The sequence below is a fragment of the Rhodomicrobium sp. R_RK_3 genome (assembly GCF_002198715.1).
In the GTDB taxonomy this organism is placed as follows: Bacteria; Pseudomonadota; Alphaproteobacteria; order Rhizobiales; family Rhodomicrobiaceae; genus R-RK-3.
This window is the reverse complement of the sequence record NZ_MWLK01000008.1, coordinates 1-14,919: the sequence shown is the minus strand read 5'-3', so window position 1 is coordinate 14,919 and position 14,919 is coordinate 1. Positions and strand designations below refer to the sequence as shown.

Genomic DNA, 14,919 nt, shown 5'->3' with positions numbered 1-14,919 from the left:
TTAAGCAATCAAAAGGAGATTTTGTGCTGACGGGTGCTGTCTCCGGCCGCATTGACCGAGAGAAATGCCTGTCCCGCACGATGTGAGCACTTAAGCGCCAGAGCGTTCGAGCGTCAACCCGCTGCCGGAGATTTACAGGCACCGATGCGGATTAGCGGCGCGGCCCGCGCTCGCCCGAGGCGCCATTGGGCAGGCTCAGATGCCCTGCCAGCTCTTCGCGTACCGCCTTTTCGACGATGCGCGGCAGGTTCTCGTTCAGCCATTCGACGATCAAGGGCTTGACCATTTCCTTGATGCTCTCTTCCAGGCCGCCCGCCAGCGCCAGCGCGATCGCCGGCTTGGCCTCGACGGGCGCGCCCGCCGGCTGGCGAACAGCCACGGACCGCGATAGGCCCTCGTCGCGGGGATGGACGAACATCGCCGCCTCCAAAGGGGCGGGCTCGTCGAATTCGTCGCGGGGCAATTCCTCGGGCTCGATCACCGGCTCGGCCTTGTGCAGCCGCGGCTTGGGCGGCGGCGCGGTCACGGCGCGCAGGGCGGGCTCGTTCATCGGCGAGGCGAAATGCGCCAGATCCGCGTCGGGCGGCAGCAGCGCCTCTGGCAGGTCGTCCGGGAGAGGCTCGCTATGCGCGGCCTCGTTCTCCGCCAGGGCGTGGGCGAGCGAATTGGTGATCGCGTCCATGAACGGCTTATCCGCATGCAGCGCTTCGCCGAGCGTCGGCGCGCGCAATTTGTCCGCCGCGAAATCGGCGATGGTGGTGCGTGCCAGTTCCTCGGCCTTGGCCTGCGGACCGGACGTTTCCACGGGGGGCGCTTCCTCGGTCTTCTTGGCGGTGGCGCCGAAGACCTTGGTCAGCATGTCGCCGACGAAGCTCTTTTCCTTCTCGATGTCGGCCTGGGGCGCGGCATCGGACGGGACCGGCAGCTCGGGTTCCGGCTCCTCGCGCGGCGATTGCGGGAAGGGCGCGGCGGGACCGGAGGCGGGCACCGGCATCTGCACGCCGTCCGCCCAATTGTCGCGGCCGGAGACGGCCTGGTCCTCGGCGGGGGGCGGCGGCACGGCGGCGGGCTTTTCGGTGCGGAATTGGGTGCTGCGGGCGCGCGGCGGCGGGGCATCGCCTTCGAGCCGGCGGGCGGACCAGACCGGACGCGGACCGGACCGCTCGGCGGCGTTCGCGGTGCCCCTGGCATGGGCAGGCCCCGGATTCTGGGCGTCGGCATCGTCGCGGGCGGGCAGGCGCGGCGCGGGAGGAACGGCACGAGGGGCCTTGGCCACCGGCTCGGGCCAATCCGGGCCGGGACCGGGTCCCGGCGGCGCCTCGGCCGATTTGGCAGAGGAGAGGCGGTTCACTTCGGCGACGACATTGGACAGGACCGATTCAAGCCCCGCCCCCATGCTCAGCTCTTCGGCCAGCGAAGGCGCCGCGCCGGCATAGCGCTCCTGATGCTGCGCCGCCGCCTGCGGTCCGGCCGGCTCGGCATAATCCGCGCCGCTCGCCGCCCCGGCTTCCTCCTCGAGCATGAAATCCTCGGTCAGCTCGAGGATCTCGTCATCGGCCTGGAACTCGACGGGCTCGGCTTCGTAAGGGTCGCGCTCGCGCGGCTGGCGGTCGTGCGAGGGGAACGGATGCTGCGTCACGTTCGGGCCGCTGCTGGCATAGATGGGCCTCGGCTGCGCGACCGGCTGCGCCTGTCCGCCATCATCCGCGATGATCTTGCGGATCGACGCCAAGATCTCCTCGATGGAGGGCTCGGGTGACTGCTCTGGCTTTCGCATCCATTCCTCCGCCGCTCGCGTAGCGACATAAGCTAGCCGGCGATCCGCCGGGCTGGTCTCCGTCCACGCACGAGCAACCGATTTCCGATCAAGTCAGCCAGCCACACGATCTTGCGCAGCTCTGCTCTCCCTTATTATGTGCGACTCGGCTGCTACACTCAACTACTGGGCGAAGAAATCGCGGAACGAGCCGGTATAGGCAGGCCCGTCGCCGGAAGGCTGGCCCGGCGTGCGTCCGGTCGCGGTGACCGGAGCCACTGCCGGCCCGGCTTCACTTTCCTCGACCGAGGTCGACCAGCCGATCCACTTCCACTTCACATTGCGGTAATGTTTCGTCGGATCGTACTGTTCCACCGGCAGCGACAGCGTGTTGATCGAAAGCCGCCCGATCGAGGCCAGCAGCGCGTAGGAGGCGACAGCCAGATCGCGGCGCGAGGTCACGAGATTGACCTGCGAGTTCAGCAATTCCTGCTCGGCGTTCAACACGTCGAGAACGGTGCGCTGACCGACCTTCTCTTCCTCTTTCACGCCGGCGAGCGCGATCTGGTTCGCATCCACCTGGGCCTGATCGGAGATGATCTGCGCCCTGGCCGATACCAGCACGCCCCATGCCGAAATGATGTTGGCGCGGACCGCCTCGCGGGCCTCGTCGATCTGGTGCCGCAATTGCGAGCGCGTCTCGATGTTCTGACGGATGCGGGCCGAGACTTCACCGGCCTGGTAGATCGGCACCGTCAGCACGCCCGTCACCGTGGTGATGTCCTCGCGCTTGACGCCGACGCCGGTCTCGCCGTTCAGCATGGTGTAATTGACCTGGAGATCGGCAGACGGCAACAGCTCGCCCTTCACCTGCTTGATGGCGTGGTCCTGGGCGCGCTCACGGAACAGCGTCGAGAGAATCGTCGGATTCTCGCCTTCGCCGATCTGCAGAGCTTCCTCCATCGACCGTGGCGTCACGCGGGAGGGTCCCGGGTCGCGCAGCGTGCGCGGCGCATTGCCGATGAGCTGGGCGTAGGTGGCGCGGCTGGCCTGAAGATTGGCGCGGGCCGCGCTGATGTCCGAGGTCGCGCCGCTGGTGCGGGCACGCGCCTGCGCCACGTCGGTCTTGGTCACCTCGCCGACCTCGAACCGGTCCTGCGCCGCCCTTAACTGTTCGCTAAGCACGCGCAAATTATTCTGCCGCAACTCCAGCACGGCGGTGTCGCGCACGACGTCCACATAGGCCGTGATCGAATTGAACAGCACCTGCTGCTCGGACGAGCGCAGATCCTCACGACCGGCTTCGACCAGGGCTTCGGCGCCCTTCACGGCGTTGATGGTCCGGAAGCCGCGGAACAGCGGCTGGTTCAGCGTGACGGAATATTCGCGCGGGTCCGTGTCCCCCTCGATGCCGGGAGCGGAGGGGTTGGTCTCGATGTGCTGGTAGGTCTGTAGGACCTGGCCGCTGACCGTGGGGCGAAAGCCCGAGATCGCCCGTGGCACCTCCTCATCCGTCGCGCGCAACTGGGCACGCGCCGCCTTGAGCGTCGGATTGTACAGATATGCCGACGACAATGCCTCGAGCAGGCTCTCGCTATGCGCTGCGCTGCCGGAAAGCCCCATCATAAATGCTGAAACTATAAGCGTCTTGCCCGCGTAGCGTCTTAGAATCGCACGCAAAGCGCTTGGTTTCCCTTCAGGTCTGCAACGCATCCCTGTCCGTTCCCTTCTGAGCACTTGTTAAAAAATGCCAACAGGGGCACCCCGAATCTTCGCCCGCCCTGACTTAACGAAGAAATAGAGCCCCATCTGGCCAGGGGGAAGGCGAAAGCCGTTGAAAGCCCGGTATGACTGGAGCTTTTTCCAGCTTCGTTGCCTTTTTGCCGCTGTTACAACTCAAGATTGTCAAAATGCGAAGATCTTGCGCGATTCGAAACCAGGCAGCAAATCTGCGTTGGCGTCGAACTCGATTGTCTCCTGCACAGACGAATCAACATTGGCGAAGATGCGCGCCTTGGCCGATGTTTCGCTGCCGGTAACGGCGATGAGCCGTCCGCCGGGCGCGAGTTGATCGAGAAGCTTGTCCGGCGCGCAAGCCAAGCGGCCGTTCATGAAGATCACGTCGTAGGGCGCCCGCTCCGGCACGCCGAGGTTGAGCGGCCCTATCGCCAGCTCTGCATTCTGGACGCCTTGAGCAGCCAGCGCGTCCTTGGCCAGCGCCGCCAGTCCGGCGTCGCATTCGAGCGCCACGACCGACTTGGCGAGCCTTGCCAGAATGGCCGTCGAATAGCCGGTCGCGGGGCCGACATCGAGCACGCGCTCGGTCCTGCGCACCCTGGCGATCTGGGCCAGCTTTGCGAACACCATCGGCGCCAAAAGATAGCGAGCCGGATTGCCGTCCCGCGCCGCCTCGACGCGCAAGGGCGCGTCCATATAGGCGAGGCTGCGCAGCGACGGCGGCACGAAGATTTCGCGCGGCGTCTCGGCCAACGCCTTCAGCAGTTCGGGATCCGTCACCGCATTGGGCCGGATCTGGGACTCGATCATGGTGTCCCTCTCAGCCTTGAAACTGGTCATCGAAACCTCTGCGGAAAATTGCGGCGAACGGCGCGGCCGCGCCTGCCGGGCTGGAGATTAACAAACCCGGACGCTTTGCCAAGCCCCCGCAAGGTGTTTCAGGCGCCGAGGGCGAAGGCAGACAGCCGGAAGGCACGGCCCGCTCAGGCCGCTCGCCGGCGATTCGGGGCCTGTCCAGCAAGGGATTTGCGGGCGCGGGCCGCAAGCGGGGCCGATGCGCCGGGCGTGGCAGAAACGACGCAGGTCCACAGGCGAACGGCGCATGCGCCAATATGTGCGATTGGGCCGCTTGATCGGCCGCCCCGCGCCCGCCGTCAAATGGCCGGGGACTATGTCCGCCGATCCGCTCCAACCCTGCCGCCTTGCGGGCGGTAAACCTAAGCTTCGAGAAGGATCTGGATGCCAAAGCCGAAGATGATCGCGCCGGCGATGAAGAAAAACGCCCGCGCCAACACTTCGCTTTGCAGCATTGTTCTTGCCGCTCGCCCGCCGCCCGCATAGAGCATCAGCGACAGGAATTCGATGAGCAGCAAGAGCGACACCAGCCAAGCCACCTGCGGCAGCAGCGGCCTGTCGGGCCGGATGAATGGCGGCAGCAGCGCGGCGTAGAACAGCCAGGATTTCGGGTTGCCGATGGCCACGAGGAAGCCCCGCGTCACGAGCGCGGCGGCGGCGGCGCCGGCGCTGGTAGGATCCGCCTTCGAGATCCCGGCAAGCACCTGAAAATCGGTCCGCGCGATCTGGACGCCGATATAGAGCAGGTAGAGTCCGCCGGCCGCCTTGCCGATGGCGTAGACATCGGAATGGCCCATCATGATCGCGGCGACGCCCGTGAGCGACAGCACGCTCACGAGCCCGAGGCCGATCAATTCGCCGATCATCATCCACATGGCGCGGCGCACGCCGATCGTCGCCCCCAGCGTCAAGGCCAGCATCATGCAGAGGCCGGGCGTGATCGATACCGCCAGCAGAACGGGCACGGCTCTCGCATCCATCAGAGCCATCCGTGATCAGGATGCATTGTCTTCGAGCCTCGTCTTGTTTGCGCTAGCGCGCTACGCCAGGCCAAAGCATTGAAAGGTCGCGACCTTTTGGAAGCCGATACGGCGGTAGACGGGCATCCCGGCATCGGTCGCGTGGAGCACGGCGCGGGTCAGCCCGGTCGCTCTGAACCCTTCGTAGAGCGCCTTGCGGGTCGTCGCCTCGCCATAGCCCTTTCTCTGCTCGGCCGGCGCGGTCGCGACCAGCGCCACGAAGAGGCAGCCCTGATTGGCGATCGTGGCCGCCGCCGAGACCGGCACGCCGTCCGCCAGCCCGAGCCAGGACTGCATCCGGTCCTTCCACAGGGGCGAGTTTCCGAGGCCCTCATGCCCGACGTCCGGTCCCCAGCCATAGCCTGCGGCATTGATCTCGCCATAGGCCCGCATGAGGTTCTCGGTGCTGGCCCGCACGAAGCTGAGCTCGGCGTGAGACGGCTCCGGGATGGGCAGGAAGTCGCCTTCCATGCCGTGGCAGGTCAGCGCATAAGCCAGCCCCGCCTCGGCGGCAATGGCCGGCAGCTCCTCCAGAGCGGGCGGCGTCAGATATTCCTGGCAGACCCAGATCAAACCGGACTGGCGCTTGCCCCGCATATAGGCGGACGCCTCCGCGAGAATTGCCGCCGCGCGTTTGCGGTCGGCATTCATTTCGGTGAAGACCAGGGTATTCCAGAAGCCAAAGCGGTTGTCGGCCCAGCGGACGGTAAAACCGGGCAAGGCGCGAAGGTCGGCATCGCCGCGATCGGCGACGATGACCTCCCACATCGAGACGAGCTGATCGAGCGAGCGGACGGCCTCGGGCGCAATGGCGGCCCGATTGGGGTTTTGCATGGTGAACTCTCTGGGTAGGAGGACGGCGTTGAATTGCCGTGGCTGCGGCAACTCCGACACGGTAACGGCTCCTCCAAATCGGGACATGGAGAGAGCGTGGAGGAAACGGGGACGAACCGTGGAGATTTTACGGGATTTGCTTTTGCCCTAAGACGCTCAGAGTTCAGGCACGCCCGCCGCCCTCAGCCCGGCGACATAGCGCGCCTCCAGATCCGGATCGTTGATGAAGAAGAAGTCGTCGCGGGCGACGGCGATGGAATAGTCCGGCTTGCGTTCGAGCAGGTGATGGAGCCCCTGATCGGCTTCGGGGCGTCCCTCGGCCCCGAGCACGGCCACCAGCGTCGCGAACGGCCACCGTGTCGCCCTCGGCTGACTGACGGAGCGCCGCGCGTAAAGTTCCGCCTTCGCAAGATCGCCCAACCGGAAATACGACAGGGCGCGCAGATTATCGCCGCTCCAGCCAAAGGGGTCCCAGGGGCTGAGCACCGTGAAGCGCTCGAAAAAACCGAGCGCCTCGTCCGGGCGGCCATGGGTGGCCCGGATGAAACCGAGCGCGAAATGGGCCTGCGCGAAGCTCGGATTGATGCTGAGCGCCGTCCGCAATGCCGTTTCCGCCTCGTTGAGCTGATGTTTCATCGTGTGCGCCCGCGCCCGCGCGTAATAGCCGAAGGCATCGCGCTCATCGGTCGCCACGGCGTGATGGGCGAAGGCCAAAGCCTTCTCGAGGCTCACGGCCCGGCTCGCGGGATCGCCATAGAAAGCCTCCTGGAGATTGACGCAAGAGTGGCCCGCATGAGCCCGTCCGAGCTGGGGATCGAGGACAATGGCGCGCGAGAACAGGCGCGCCGCCTCCGCGGAGCCTTCGCGGGTGAAGCGGAAGAGATGTTCGTACCCCTGCAGGCACAAGCGCCAGGCGCCGAGCGTCTCGGCCTCTTTTGCGTCGGCCGCGACCGCCTCGATCCTGGCGAGTTCAGGCTCGAGGGTCCCCGCGATCACCTGCGCCAACTCGTCCTGGACGTCGAACAGATCGGTCACGTCGCGGTCATAGCGTTCGCACCAGATCTGCGTGCCGTCGCCGGCATCGATGAGGCGGATATTCAGCCGCAGGCGCGTATCGGTCCGGTCGATGCTGCCATCCAGCACATAATGGAACCGGTAGGCTCCTCCGGGCGATGGAGCCCCGGGCGAGGGCTCATGCAGCGGGCAGAAGGCGCTTGCGACGACCTTCAGCCAGCGCGAGCGCGACAACAGCCGGACCAGCTCGTTGGTGATCCCCTCGGCCAGTTGCTCCGAGTCCGGGAGCCTGCTCAGGTTTTTCAGCGGCCGCACGATCAGCGACGGCTGTAGATCGGGTTCCGCGGATTCGCCGGCTTCCGCATTCGCGGCTGCCGTCGCCGTCCCGAGTACCGTGACCGGAGGCATGAATCGGAAGCCACGCCGGTGCAGGGTCTTGATCATCTCCTGATCCTGACCGTTGTCGCCGATGGCCTTGCGCACCGACTTGATGCGGCTGATCAGCGCCGAATCCGACACGATCCGGCCCCGCCAGATGGTTTCGAAGATCTGGTCCTTGGAGACCGCCACCCCCGCATTCTCGACGAGATAGCGCAGGAGATCGAAAACCTGGGGCTCGACCGGAACCGGCTGGCCCGCCCGCCGCAATTCGAGGCGGTCGCTGTCAAGTTCGCAATCCGCGAAACGGTACCGCATACTCAACCTGCCTCATGGTTCGAGGAAGCATAGGCTCCAGGCCCACACCGGTCATATCGGCCGCCGGTCGAGCCCGGCGCCCGAGCCGCGAAGGAGAACCATTCCATCCCCGGCAGGATCGCCGCCGTGCCGAGAAACGCGTCCGGCGGCCGGCCGACGATCTGGTTGAAATCGTGGATGAGATGGGCCTGGTCCTGATAGCCGCACGCATGGGCGACCTGCGCCCAGTTCGCCCCGCGCCGGCGCTCCACCAGCGATCGCCCGATCCGGGCGATGCGGGCGAACTGCTTCGGGTTCGAGCCGATGGCGGCGTGGAAGCGGCGCCGGAATTGCTTTTCGCTGATGTCCAAGGTCGAGGCGAGCCGCTGCACCGGGAAGGAGGGCGCCCGGCGGAGCAGCCCCACCGCCCGGCTGACGATGGGATCGGACGCGGGGCGCCGCGTCCGCGCCAGCAGAAAGCGCTCGACGCACGCCAACCGGCCGGCGCGGTCCCCGGACTCGGCCAGCATCTCCTCGAGCAGGGAGACCTCGCCGTCGCCGAAGACCTGGCCGAGCGCAATGCGCCGGTCCATGAAGTCCTCGACCGGCGCGCCCATCACGCAAGCGGCGGCCTCCGGCTTCAGGCAGACGATCAGCGCGCCGATGGGGCCGGTCGGGTAGATCGTGACGATGCCGGTCTCGAGCTTGGCCGCCGCATGCATGTCGCCCTTATGCGCAAACCCCTTCGGCCCGAACCGCCAGCGGCAATCCGCTTGCGTGTCCGGCCGGTAGAGCAGCACCAGCGCCGGGGCCGTGGTCGGCAGCACCTTGATCGTCAGCGCCTTTGCCGCCTCGCCGTCCGGGAAATCCAGGTCGACGATGCAATCCACGATTCCCGCCAGCGCGGGAGACGGGCGGTAGATCTTTGGCGATGGAAGCATAGAACTCGTGGGTTGGGATTTTGGGTGCCTGCCAGCAAGCGGCCACGCGGGGCTCTCTCCACACGGCTTGCGTAGCTCGAATCCTCGCCCGGGCTCAAGCCGCCGCGAGAATTATTTGGTTACAATTGTCGTTTTGAGCCGCCCGCCCCTCGCGAATGCCGACGCCCATCCCGCCCTTTTGTCCCTTTTCAACAATACGTCCCGCCGCGCGCCGGGCAACGGTCGCCCCTTCATTCGGGGGCCGCGCCCCCACCCGACGCAACGGCCATAGGGACGATTTCATGCGCATGATCGAGCAGATTTACATCAATGGCGGCTTCGTGACCCCGCATGGCGAAGAGATGTTCGATCTCTTCAACCCCGCGACCGCCCAGGTGATCGGCCGGGTGAGACTTGCGGACGCCGTGGATGTGGGCCGCGCCGTCGCCGCCGCCAAACAGGCGTTTCCGGCCTTCTCGCGCACCGGCAAGCAAGAGCGCATCGCCATCCTGCACCGCCTGCGCAATTGCGTGCTGGCCCGCGCCGATGCGCTGACCGAAGCCGCGATCGAGGAGTTCGGCGCGCCCCGTTCGGTGGCCGCCTATTGGCCTGAGTGGTCGGGCGGGCTGTTCATGGCAGCGGCGCAATCGCTCGAGGACTATGCCTTGACCCGCCGCATCGGCACGGCCGATGTGGTGATGGAGCCGGTCGGCGTCGCCGGCCTGATTACGCCGTGGAATGCCGACGCGCTCATCGTCTGCGCGAAGCTCGCGACGGTGGTTGCGGCCGGCTGCACCTGCGTCATCAAGCCGAGCGAGATGAGCGCCATCCAGACGCAGATCCTGACGGAGACGCTGCACGAGGCCGGGCTCCCCGCCGGGGTGTTCAATATCGTCACCGGCCGAGGCGATGTGGCGGGGGCGGAATTGACCCGCCATCCCGACGTCGCCAAGATCTCGTTCACCGGCTCGACGGTGACGGGCAAGGCGATCCTGCGCGCGGGCGCGGACACGATAAAGCGCATGACGCTCGAACTCGGCGGCAAGTCGCCGACCGTGATCCTCGACGATGCCGATCTCGGGCAGGCTGTCCCGCTCGCCATTACTGCGGGTTTCCTCAATAGCGGCCAGGCCTGCACCGCCGGCAGCCGCATCCTCGTGCCCGAACACCGGCTGGCCGAGGTCTCCGCCATCGCCAGAGATGTTGTCGCCACGATCAAGGTCGGCGATCCCCGCGAGGCCGACACCCAGATCGGCCCGATGGTCAGCCTGACGCAGTGGGAGCGCGTGCAGCGCTATATCCGGCTCGGCATCGAGGAGGGAGCGGCGGTGTTGATCGGCGGCGAGGGACGGCCGTCCGGATTGGCGGGCTATTTCGTCAAGCCGACTGTTTTCACCAATGTGAGCAACGGCATGACGATCGCGCGTGAGGAAATTTTCGGCCCCGTGCTCTCGATCATCACCTACCGTTCGGAAGAGGAGGCGATCGGGATCGCCAACGATACGCCCTATGGGCTACAGGCCTATGTCCTTTCCCCCGATGCGGAACGGGCGCGCCGGGTGGCGCTGCGGATCATGGCGGGCACGGTCATCGTCAACGGCCTGCAGGCGCACCCGCTGGCGCCGTTCGGCGGCTTCAAGCAGTCGGGCCTCGGCCGTGAGATGGGCAGCTTCGGGCTCGATGCGTATTTCGAGCCGAAGACGGTGATGAACGGCTGAGGGTGGGTGAGCGACCCACCCCGGAACAATCAATGTAAACCAACGCCGCCCCCCTGCTGTCGCATTGGCGGGCGGCGCTATCCTCACCGGTCCAAAGTGAAGGCGACTTCGTAAAGCCCCGGATGCGCCTCGCCATAGCGCTTGTTTCCGTCGATCAGACCTTTGCTTTGCAGATGGTCGAACACGCGACGTGCCGCTTCCAAATTGGCGCTCTGGGCGTAGTTCACGACGCGTGTGCCATCGAGGCTGCGATGAAGGCTCGCTGACAGCCAGCCGTCGACCTCTCGGGCGACCCGAGCGGCGCCGGCCAAATGGTCGATCAACGCCTGTTGTTCACCCTTTGGCACAGTGAACACGTTAATCTGCGTGATGATGTCGGTGTGGGACTGGATGATCGGCATTGGACTTGCTCCTCGCTGAGCGCGCCCACCGGAGCCTGCATGCGACGAGCAAACGCCGTGCGTCAAGCTCCGGCAGCGCGCGCCGGTTGCTTGTCGCGGGTCCGCCCTGGGGCGGTACGGAGCCTCTTGCGAGGGAACGGGCTTACCGACGCCGTTCTGGTCCTTCTCGACGCCGCGAACGTACCATATGCACGCCCGCTTTTCCACTGGCGTGGAGCGGACAGGGGACTAAGCGTCAGCGGAAACGTTGGCGAAGGCAATTGGTGGAGAGGGTTGGATTCGAACCAACGTAGGCTTAGCCAACGGATTTACAGTCCGTCCCCTTTAGCCACTCGGGCACCTCTCCAGGAATTGCCGCGGCTCGTATCCGGAGGACACGGCCGCCAGCCGAACCGGCCAGCGTTGCGGCTTGCGGTTCGTAGCATCACATGGCAAGGGATGCAAATGCGCTGTTGCCCTCGCCACGCCGGTTTTATAGGCGGAACGGTTTGGGATTTCAATGGCTCTTGCGCAGATCGATGACAGCCATTTTCCGCGAGGATGAGTGCCATGAAGGACCGCCGCGCCGCGTCGCATTTCAAGCCGGGCCGCGGGGCGCCGCGCGGCGGGCGGGGGCGTGCCGATGACGGCGTCATCCGCATTTACGGGCTGCACGCCGCCGAGGCCGCGCTCGCCAATCCGCGCCGCGCCATCCGCAAGGTCTACGCGACGCCGAATGCCGCCCAGCGCATCGCCGCCATCCGTCCCGATCTGCGCAATATCGAGAGCGTCACGCCGAAGGATCTCGACCGCAAGCTGGGCGAGGACACGGTGCATCAGGGCATCCTGGTCGAGGCCGAGCCGCTGCCGGACCTGACGCTCGACGATCTGCCCGATGCGCGCCTCCTGATCTTCCTCGACCAGATCACCGACCCGCATAATGTCGGCGCGATCCTGCGCTCGGCCGCGGTGTTCGGCGCGGACGGGCTGCTGATGACGGCGCGGCACAGCCCGCCGCTGCAGGGCGCGCTGGCGAAGGCGGCCTCGGGCGGCCTCGATCTGGTGCCGATCGTGCAGGTGCCCAATCTGGCGCGGGCGCTGGCCGATGCGGGCGAGCGCGGCTTCACCCGGCTCGGCCTCGATTCGGGCGGCGAGGTCGCGCTTGAGGATTTTCCGGTGCCGGACCGGCTGGTGCTGGTGCTGGGCGCGGAGGATCGCGGCTTGCGGCGGCTGTCGGGCGAGCATTGCGACGCCATCTGCGCGCTGACCACATTCGGCCCGATCGCCAGCCTGAACGTGTCGAACGCCGCCGCCATCGCGCTGCATATGATGGCATTCAAGATGCGCCGGGCGGCGGTTTAGAAGACGTTGCGGATTATGCGCCCCGCGCTTTGACCGGGATCGATCGCCGCATCGCTACGCCTTCGCGGGCCCTTCGCCCTGCCGCCGGGTTTTGGCGGCCGGCGCCGGCTTTGCCCGGATGCGCATCGCGCGGCCTTCCGGCTGGTCGAGGTCGAAGGCGGCGGTCTTGCGGACCAGATCGCTGAGCTTGCGGAAACCGTAGGTGCGCGGGTCGAAATCCGACGCGATGTTGGCGAGACGCTGGCCGACCACGCCGAGGCCGAGCCAGCCGTCTTCCGTCTCGATCTGGGCGATGGCCTTGTTGAGGATCGGGATGGCGGCGCTGGCAGGCTGCAGCGCGCGCGGCAGCCGCCCTTCCTCGGGGGCGGTGATCTGCGCCTCGGGCAGCAGGTTCTCGGTGTAGATGAAGCGGCGGCAGGCCTGACGAAAGCTTTCCGGCGTCTTCTGCTCGCCGAAGCCGTAGACATCGGCCCCCTGTTCGCGCAGGCGCGAGGCCAGCCGCGTGAAATCGCTGTCGGAGGAGACGAGGCAGAAGCCCTGCATCCGGCCGCTATGCAGGAGGTCCATGGCGTCGATGACGAGGGCGATGTCGGAGGCGTTCTTGCCGGTGGTGTAGGCGAATTGCTGATAGGGGTCGATGGCGTATTTCGGCAGGATCTCCGCCCAGGAGCGCAGGCGCTGGCTGGAGAAATCGCCATAGATGCGGCGCACGCTCGCCTCGCCGAACTTGGCGACCTCCTCGAACAGCCCGGCGGCGATGCGCGGCGAGGTGTTGTCGGCATCGATGAGGATGGCGAAGCGGGGCAGGCGGTTGTCGTCGGCCATGATGGCGCCTTGGGCTGAGGTCTAGCGAATCATGAATACCCCCGTTCGGTGCGATTGGAGAAGGGCTGAATGAAGGCTTGGCGGCGCAAGACCTCCCCATCCTCGTCGCCCCGGCCGAAGAGCCGGGGCCCACTCGCCTCTCCGCTTGCGCAATGTTTGCGGATCTGGGATTTGGCCCTGGCTCGCCGCTTCGCGGCGTCCGGGGCGACGGTGTCAATCGGCTGCCTCGAGCGCCAGGGCGATGCCTTGCCCCACGCCGATGCACATGGTGCAGAGGGCGCGTCTGGCCTTGCGGCGGCGCAGCTCATAGGCGGCCGTCCCGACCAGCCGCGCCCCCGACGCCCCGAGCGGATGGCCCAGCGCAATCGCCCCGCCATTGGGATTGACGTCGTCGGCGTCGTCCGGGATGCCGAGCGCGCGCAGCACCGCCAGCCCCTGCGAGGCGAAGGCCTCGTTCAGCTCGACCACGCCGAAATCGCCGATGGACAGCTCCAGCCGGCGCATCAGCTTCTCGCAGGCCGGCGCCGGGCCGAAGCCCATGATGCGCGGCGCGACGCCCGCCGTCGCCATGCCGAGCACGCGGGCGATCGGCCTGAGGCCATGCCGCCCGATGGCGGCCTCCGAGGCGACGATCAGCGCCGCTGCGCCGTCATTGACGCCGGAGGCATTGCCGGCGGTGACGGTGCCGCCCTCGCGGAACGGCGCCGGCAATTTCGCCAGCGCTTCCAGCGTCGTATCGGGGCGCGGATGTTCGTCGGCCAACACGGTGACATGGCCGCCGCGCCGGGCGATGGTCACGGGCACGATCTCCTCGGCGAGGCGCTCGCGCGCGGCCTCGGCCCTTTGCTGCGAGCGCAGCGCGAAGGCGTCCTGGTCGGCGCGGCTGACGCCGAATTCGGCGGCGACGTTCTCGGCCGTCTCCGGCATCGAGTCGACGCCATGGGCGCGCTTCAGTTTGGCGTTGACGAAGCGCCAGCCGAGGGTGGTGTCGTAGATCTCGGCGCTGCGGGAAAAAGCGGCATCCGCCTTGCCCATGACGAAGGGCGCCCGCGTCATCGACTCCACGCCCCCCGCGACGATCAGATCGGCCTCGCCCGCGCGGATGGCGCGCGCCGCCGTGCCGACCGCGTCCATGCCCGAGCCGCAGAGCCGGTTGACGGTGACGCCCGGCACGCTGTCGGGCAGCCCCGCCAACAGCAGCGACATGCGCGCGACATTGCGGTTGTCCTCGCCCGCCTGATTGGCGCAGCCGAAGATCACCTCGTCGATGGCGGCGGGGTCGAGCCCGGCATTGCGGTCGAGCAGCGCCCGCAAGGGCACCGCGCCGAGATCGTCCGCGCGCACCGAGGCCAGCGCCCCGCCATAGCGGCCGATGGGGCTGCGGATATAGTCACAGATCCAGGCGTCTCTCATGGCGTCTCCTTGGCGTGCGGCCCGGCCGGCTTGCGCGGCGCGGCAGGCTCCGTCCGATCTCCCCGCCGTCAGGGTAGCGCGAAGCCTTTTCCCTGTCCGCAGCCTTCGGCATCGTGCCGCCTGGAGCGGGATCACTTTGGCTGGAAACAACGCTTCTCTTGCCGCAGCTCAGCCCTCTCCCATGGGGAGCGCGCGTCAGCGCGCCGGGTGAGGGGGTAATGCCTATCCGCGAAGCAATGTCGCGGACCTAACAATAGGTATTACCCCCTCACCCCAACCCTCTCCCCATGAAGACCTTTGCAAAACTTCGATTCCTTCGCCCCGGCCGTAGAGCCGGGGCCCACTCGCTTCTCCACTTGCCGCAGCAATAGCGGAAATATGATTGGGTCCCGGCTCGGCCTGACGGCCGTC

The 14,919-nt window shown here is 66.9% G+C and carries 12 protein-coding genes and 1 tRNA gene; 2 read left to right on the top strand and 11 right to left on the bottom strand.

All coding sequences use genetic code 11. From position 1 onward, the window contains the following. Positions 1-151 precede the first annotated feature (151 nt). The 7 genes from BLEFHOIH_RS03845 to BLEFHOIH_RS03815 form a co-directional block, all read right to left on the bottom strand. On the bottom strand, positions 152-1,777 hold the full coding sequence (locus tag BLEFHOIH_RS03845) for a DUF2497 domain-containing protein (RefSeq protein ID WP_088360682.1): 1,626 nt from the start codon (positions 1,775-1,777) through the stop codon (positions 152-154). A gap of 162 nt (positions 1,778-1,939) precedes the next feature. Beyond that, positions 1,940-3,382, bottom strand: a complete 1,443-nt coding sequence (locus BLEFHOIH_RS03840; protein ID WP_245296861.1) for a TolC family outer membrane protein — start codon at positions 3,380-3,382, stop codon at positions 1,940-1,942. Positions 3,383-3,661: 279 nt separating this feature from the next. After that, positions 3,662-4,333, bottom strand: a complete 672-nt coding sequence (locus tag BLEFHOIH_RS03835; protein WP_088343195.1) for a protein-L-isoaspartate O-methyltransferase — start codon at positions 4,331-4,333, stop codon at positions 3,662-3,664. 377 nt (positions 4,334-4,710) lie between these two features. Continuing rightward, positions 4,711-5,328: a LysE family translocator gene (locus tag BLEFHOIH_RS03830; protein ID WP_170936983.1), complete on the bottom strand. Its 618-nt coding sequence runs from the start codon at positions 5,326-5,328 to the stop codon at positions 4,711-4,713. Between the two features lie 60 nt (positions 5,329-5,388). Beyond that, positions 5,389-6,201, bottom strand: coding sequence for a GNAT family N-acetyltransferase (locus tag BLEFHOIH_RS03825; protein ID WP_088343193.1), 813 nt, complete (start codon positions 6,199-6,201; stop codon positions 5,389-5,391). Between the two features lie 156 nt (positions 6,202-6,357). Then, a complete protein-coding gene (locus BLEFHOIH_RS03820) occupies positions 6,358-7,911 on the bottom strand; it encodes a winged helix-turn-helix domain-containing protein (RefSeq protein ID WP_088343192.1) in 1,554 nt (517 codons plus the stop codon). Between the two features lie 2 nt (positions 7,912-7,913). Continuing rightward, positions 7,914-8,831 (bottom strand): AraC family transcriptional regulator, encoded by a 918-nt coding sequence (locus tag BLEFHOIH_RS03815; protein ID WP_088343191.1) that lies wholly within the window; start codon positions 8,829-8,831, stop codon positions 7,914-7,916. Positions 8,832-9,112: 281 nt separating this feature from the next. On the opposite strand from BLEFHOIH_RS03815, the gene BLEFHOIH_RS03810 reads away from it, so the two are divergent. After that, positions 9,113-10,528 carry an aldehyde dehydrogenase family protein gene (locus BLEFHOIH_RS03810; RefSeq protein WP_088343190.1) on the top strand — a complete coding sequence of 472 codons (1,416 nt, stop codon included), beginning with the start codon at positions 9,113-9,115 and terminating at the stop codon, positions 10,526-10,528. Positions 10,529-10,611: 83 nt separating this feature from the next. On the opposite strand, the gene BLEFHOIH_RS03805 is transcribed toward BLEFHOIH_RS03810, so the two are convergent. Then, positions 10,612-10,929 carry an antibiotic biosynthesis monooxygenase family protein gene (locus BLEFHOIH_RS03805; protein WP_088343189.1) on the bottom strand — a complete coding sequence of 106 codons (318 nt, stop codon included), beginning with the start codon at positions 10,927-10,929 and terminating at the stop codon, positions 10,612-10,614. 261 nt (positions 10,930-11,190) lie between these two features. Beyond that, positions 11,191-11,275: transfer RNA gene (locus BLEFHOIH_RS03800), tRNA-Tyr, on the bottom strand. Between the two features lie 203 nt (positions 11,276-11,478). On the opposite strand from BLEFHOIH_RS03800, the gene BLEFHOIH_RS03795 reads away from it, so the two are divergent. After that, a complete protein-coding gene (locus tag BLEFHOIH_RS03795) occupies positions 11,479-12,270 on the top strand; it encodes an RNA methyltransferase (protein ID WP_088343188.1) in 792 nt (263 codons plus the stop codon). Positions 12,271-12,324: 54 nt separating this feature from the next. Here the strand turns inward: BLEFHOIH_RS03795 and BLEFHOIH_RS03790 are convergent, their stop codons facing one another. Next, a complete protein-coding gene (locus tag BLEFHOIH_RS03790; protein WP_088343187.1) occupies positions 12,325-13,095 on the bottom strand; it encodes an NYN domain-containing protein in 771 nt (256 codons plus the stop codon). A gap of 213 nt (positions 13,096-13,308) precedes the next feature. Continuing rightward, positions 13,309-14,508, bottom strand: a complete 1,200-nt coding sequence (gene pcaF / locus BLEFHOIH_RS03785; protein ID WP_088343186.1) for a 3-oxoadipyl-CoA thiolase — start codon at positions 14,506-14,508, stop codon at positions 13,309-13,311. Positions 14,509-14,919 lie beyond the last annotated feature (411 nt).

Excerpts from the sequence above, each read along its gene's own strand:
- BLEFHOIH_RS03790 (WP_088343187.1), bottom strand. The coding sequence starts at position 13,095 with ATGGCCGACGACAACCGCCTGCCCCGCTTCGCCATCCTCATCGATGCC.
- BLEFHOIH_RS03845 (WP_088360682.1), bottom strand. The coding sequence starts at position 1,777 with ATGCGAAAGCCAGAGCAGTCACCCGAGCCCTCCATCGAGGAGATCTTG.
- BLEFHOIH_RS03810 (WP_088343190.1), top strand. The coding sequence starts at position 9,113 with ATGCGCATGATCGAGCAGATTTACATCAATGGCGGCTTCGTGACCCCG.
- BLEFHOIH_RS03835 (WP_088343195.1), bottom strand. The coding sequence starts at position 4,333 with ATGACCAGTTTCAAGGCTGAGAGGGACACCATGATCGAGTCCCAGATC.
- BLEFHOIH_RS03815 (WP_088343191.1), bottom strand. The coding sequence starts at position 8,831 with ATGCTTCCATCGCCAAAGATCTACCGCCCGTCTCCCGCGCTGGCGGGA.
- BLEFHOIH_RS03795 (WP_088343188.1), top strand. The coding sequence starts at position 11,479 with ATGAAGGACCGCCGCGCCGCGTCGCATTTCAAGCCGGGCCGCGGGGCG.
- BLEFHOIH_RS03830 (WP_170936983.1), bottom strand. The coding sequence starts at position 5,328 with ATGGATGCGAGAGCCGTGCCCGTTCTGCTGGCGGTATCGATCACGCCC.
- BLEFHOIH_RS03820 (WP_088343192.1), bottom strand. The coding sequence starts at position 7,911 with ATGCGGTACCGTTTCGCGGATTGCGAACTTGACAGCGACCGCCTCGAA.
- BLEFHOIH_RS03805 (WP_088343189.1), bottom strand. The coding sequence starts at position 10,929 with ATGCCGATCATCCAGTCCCACACCGACATCATCACGCAGATTAACGTG.
- BLEFHOIH_RS03840 (WP_245296861.1), bottom strand. The coding sequence starts at position 3,382 with ATGATGGGGCTTTCCGGCAGCGCAGCGCATAGCGAGAGCCTGCTCGAG.
- pcaF (WP_088343186.1), bottom strand. The coding sequence starts at position 14,508 with ATGAGAGACGCCTGGATCTGTGACTATATCCGCAGCCCCATCGGCCGC.
- BLEFHOIH_RS03825 (WP_088343193.1), bottom strand. The coding sequence starts at position 6,201 with ATGCAAAACCCCAATCGGGCCGCCATTGCGCCCGAGGCCGTCCGCTCG.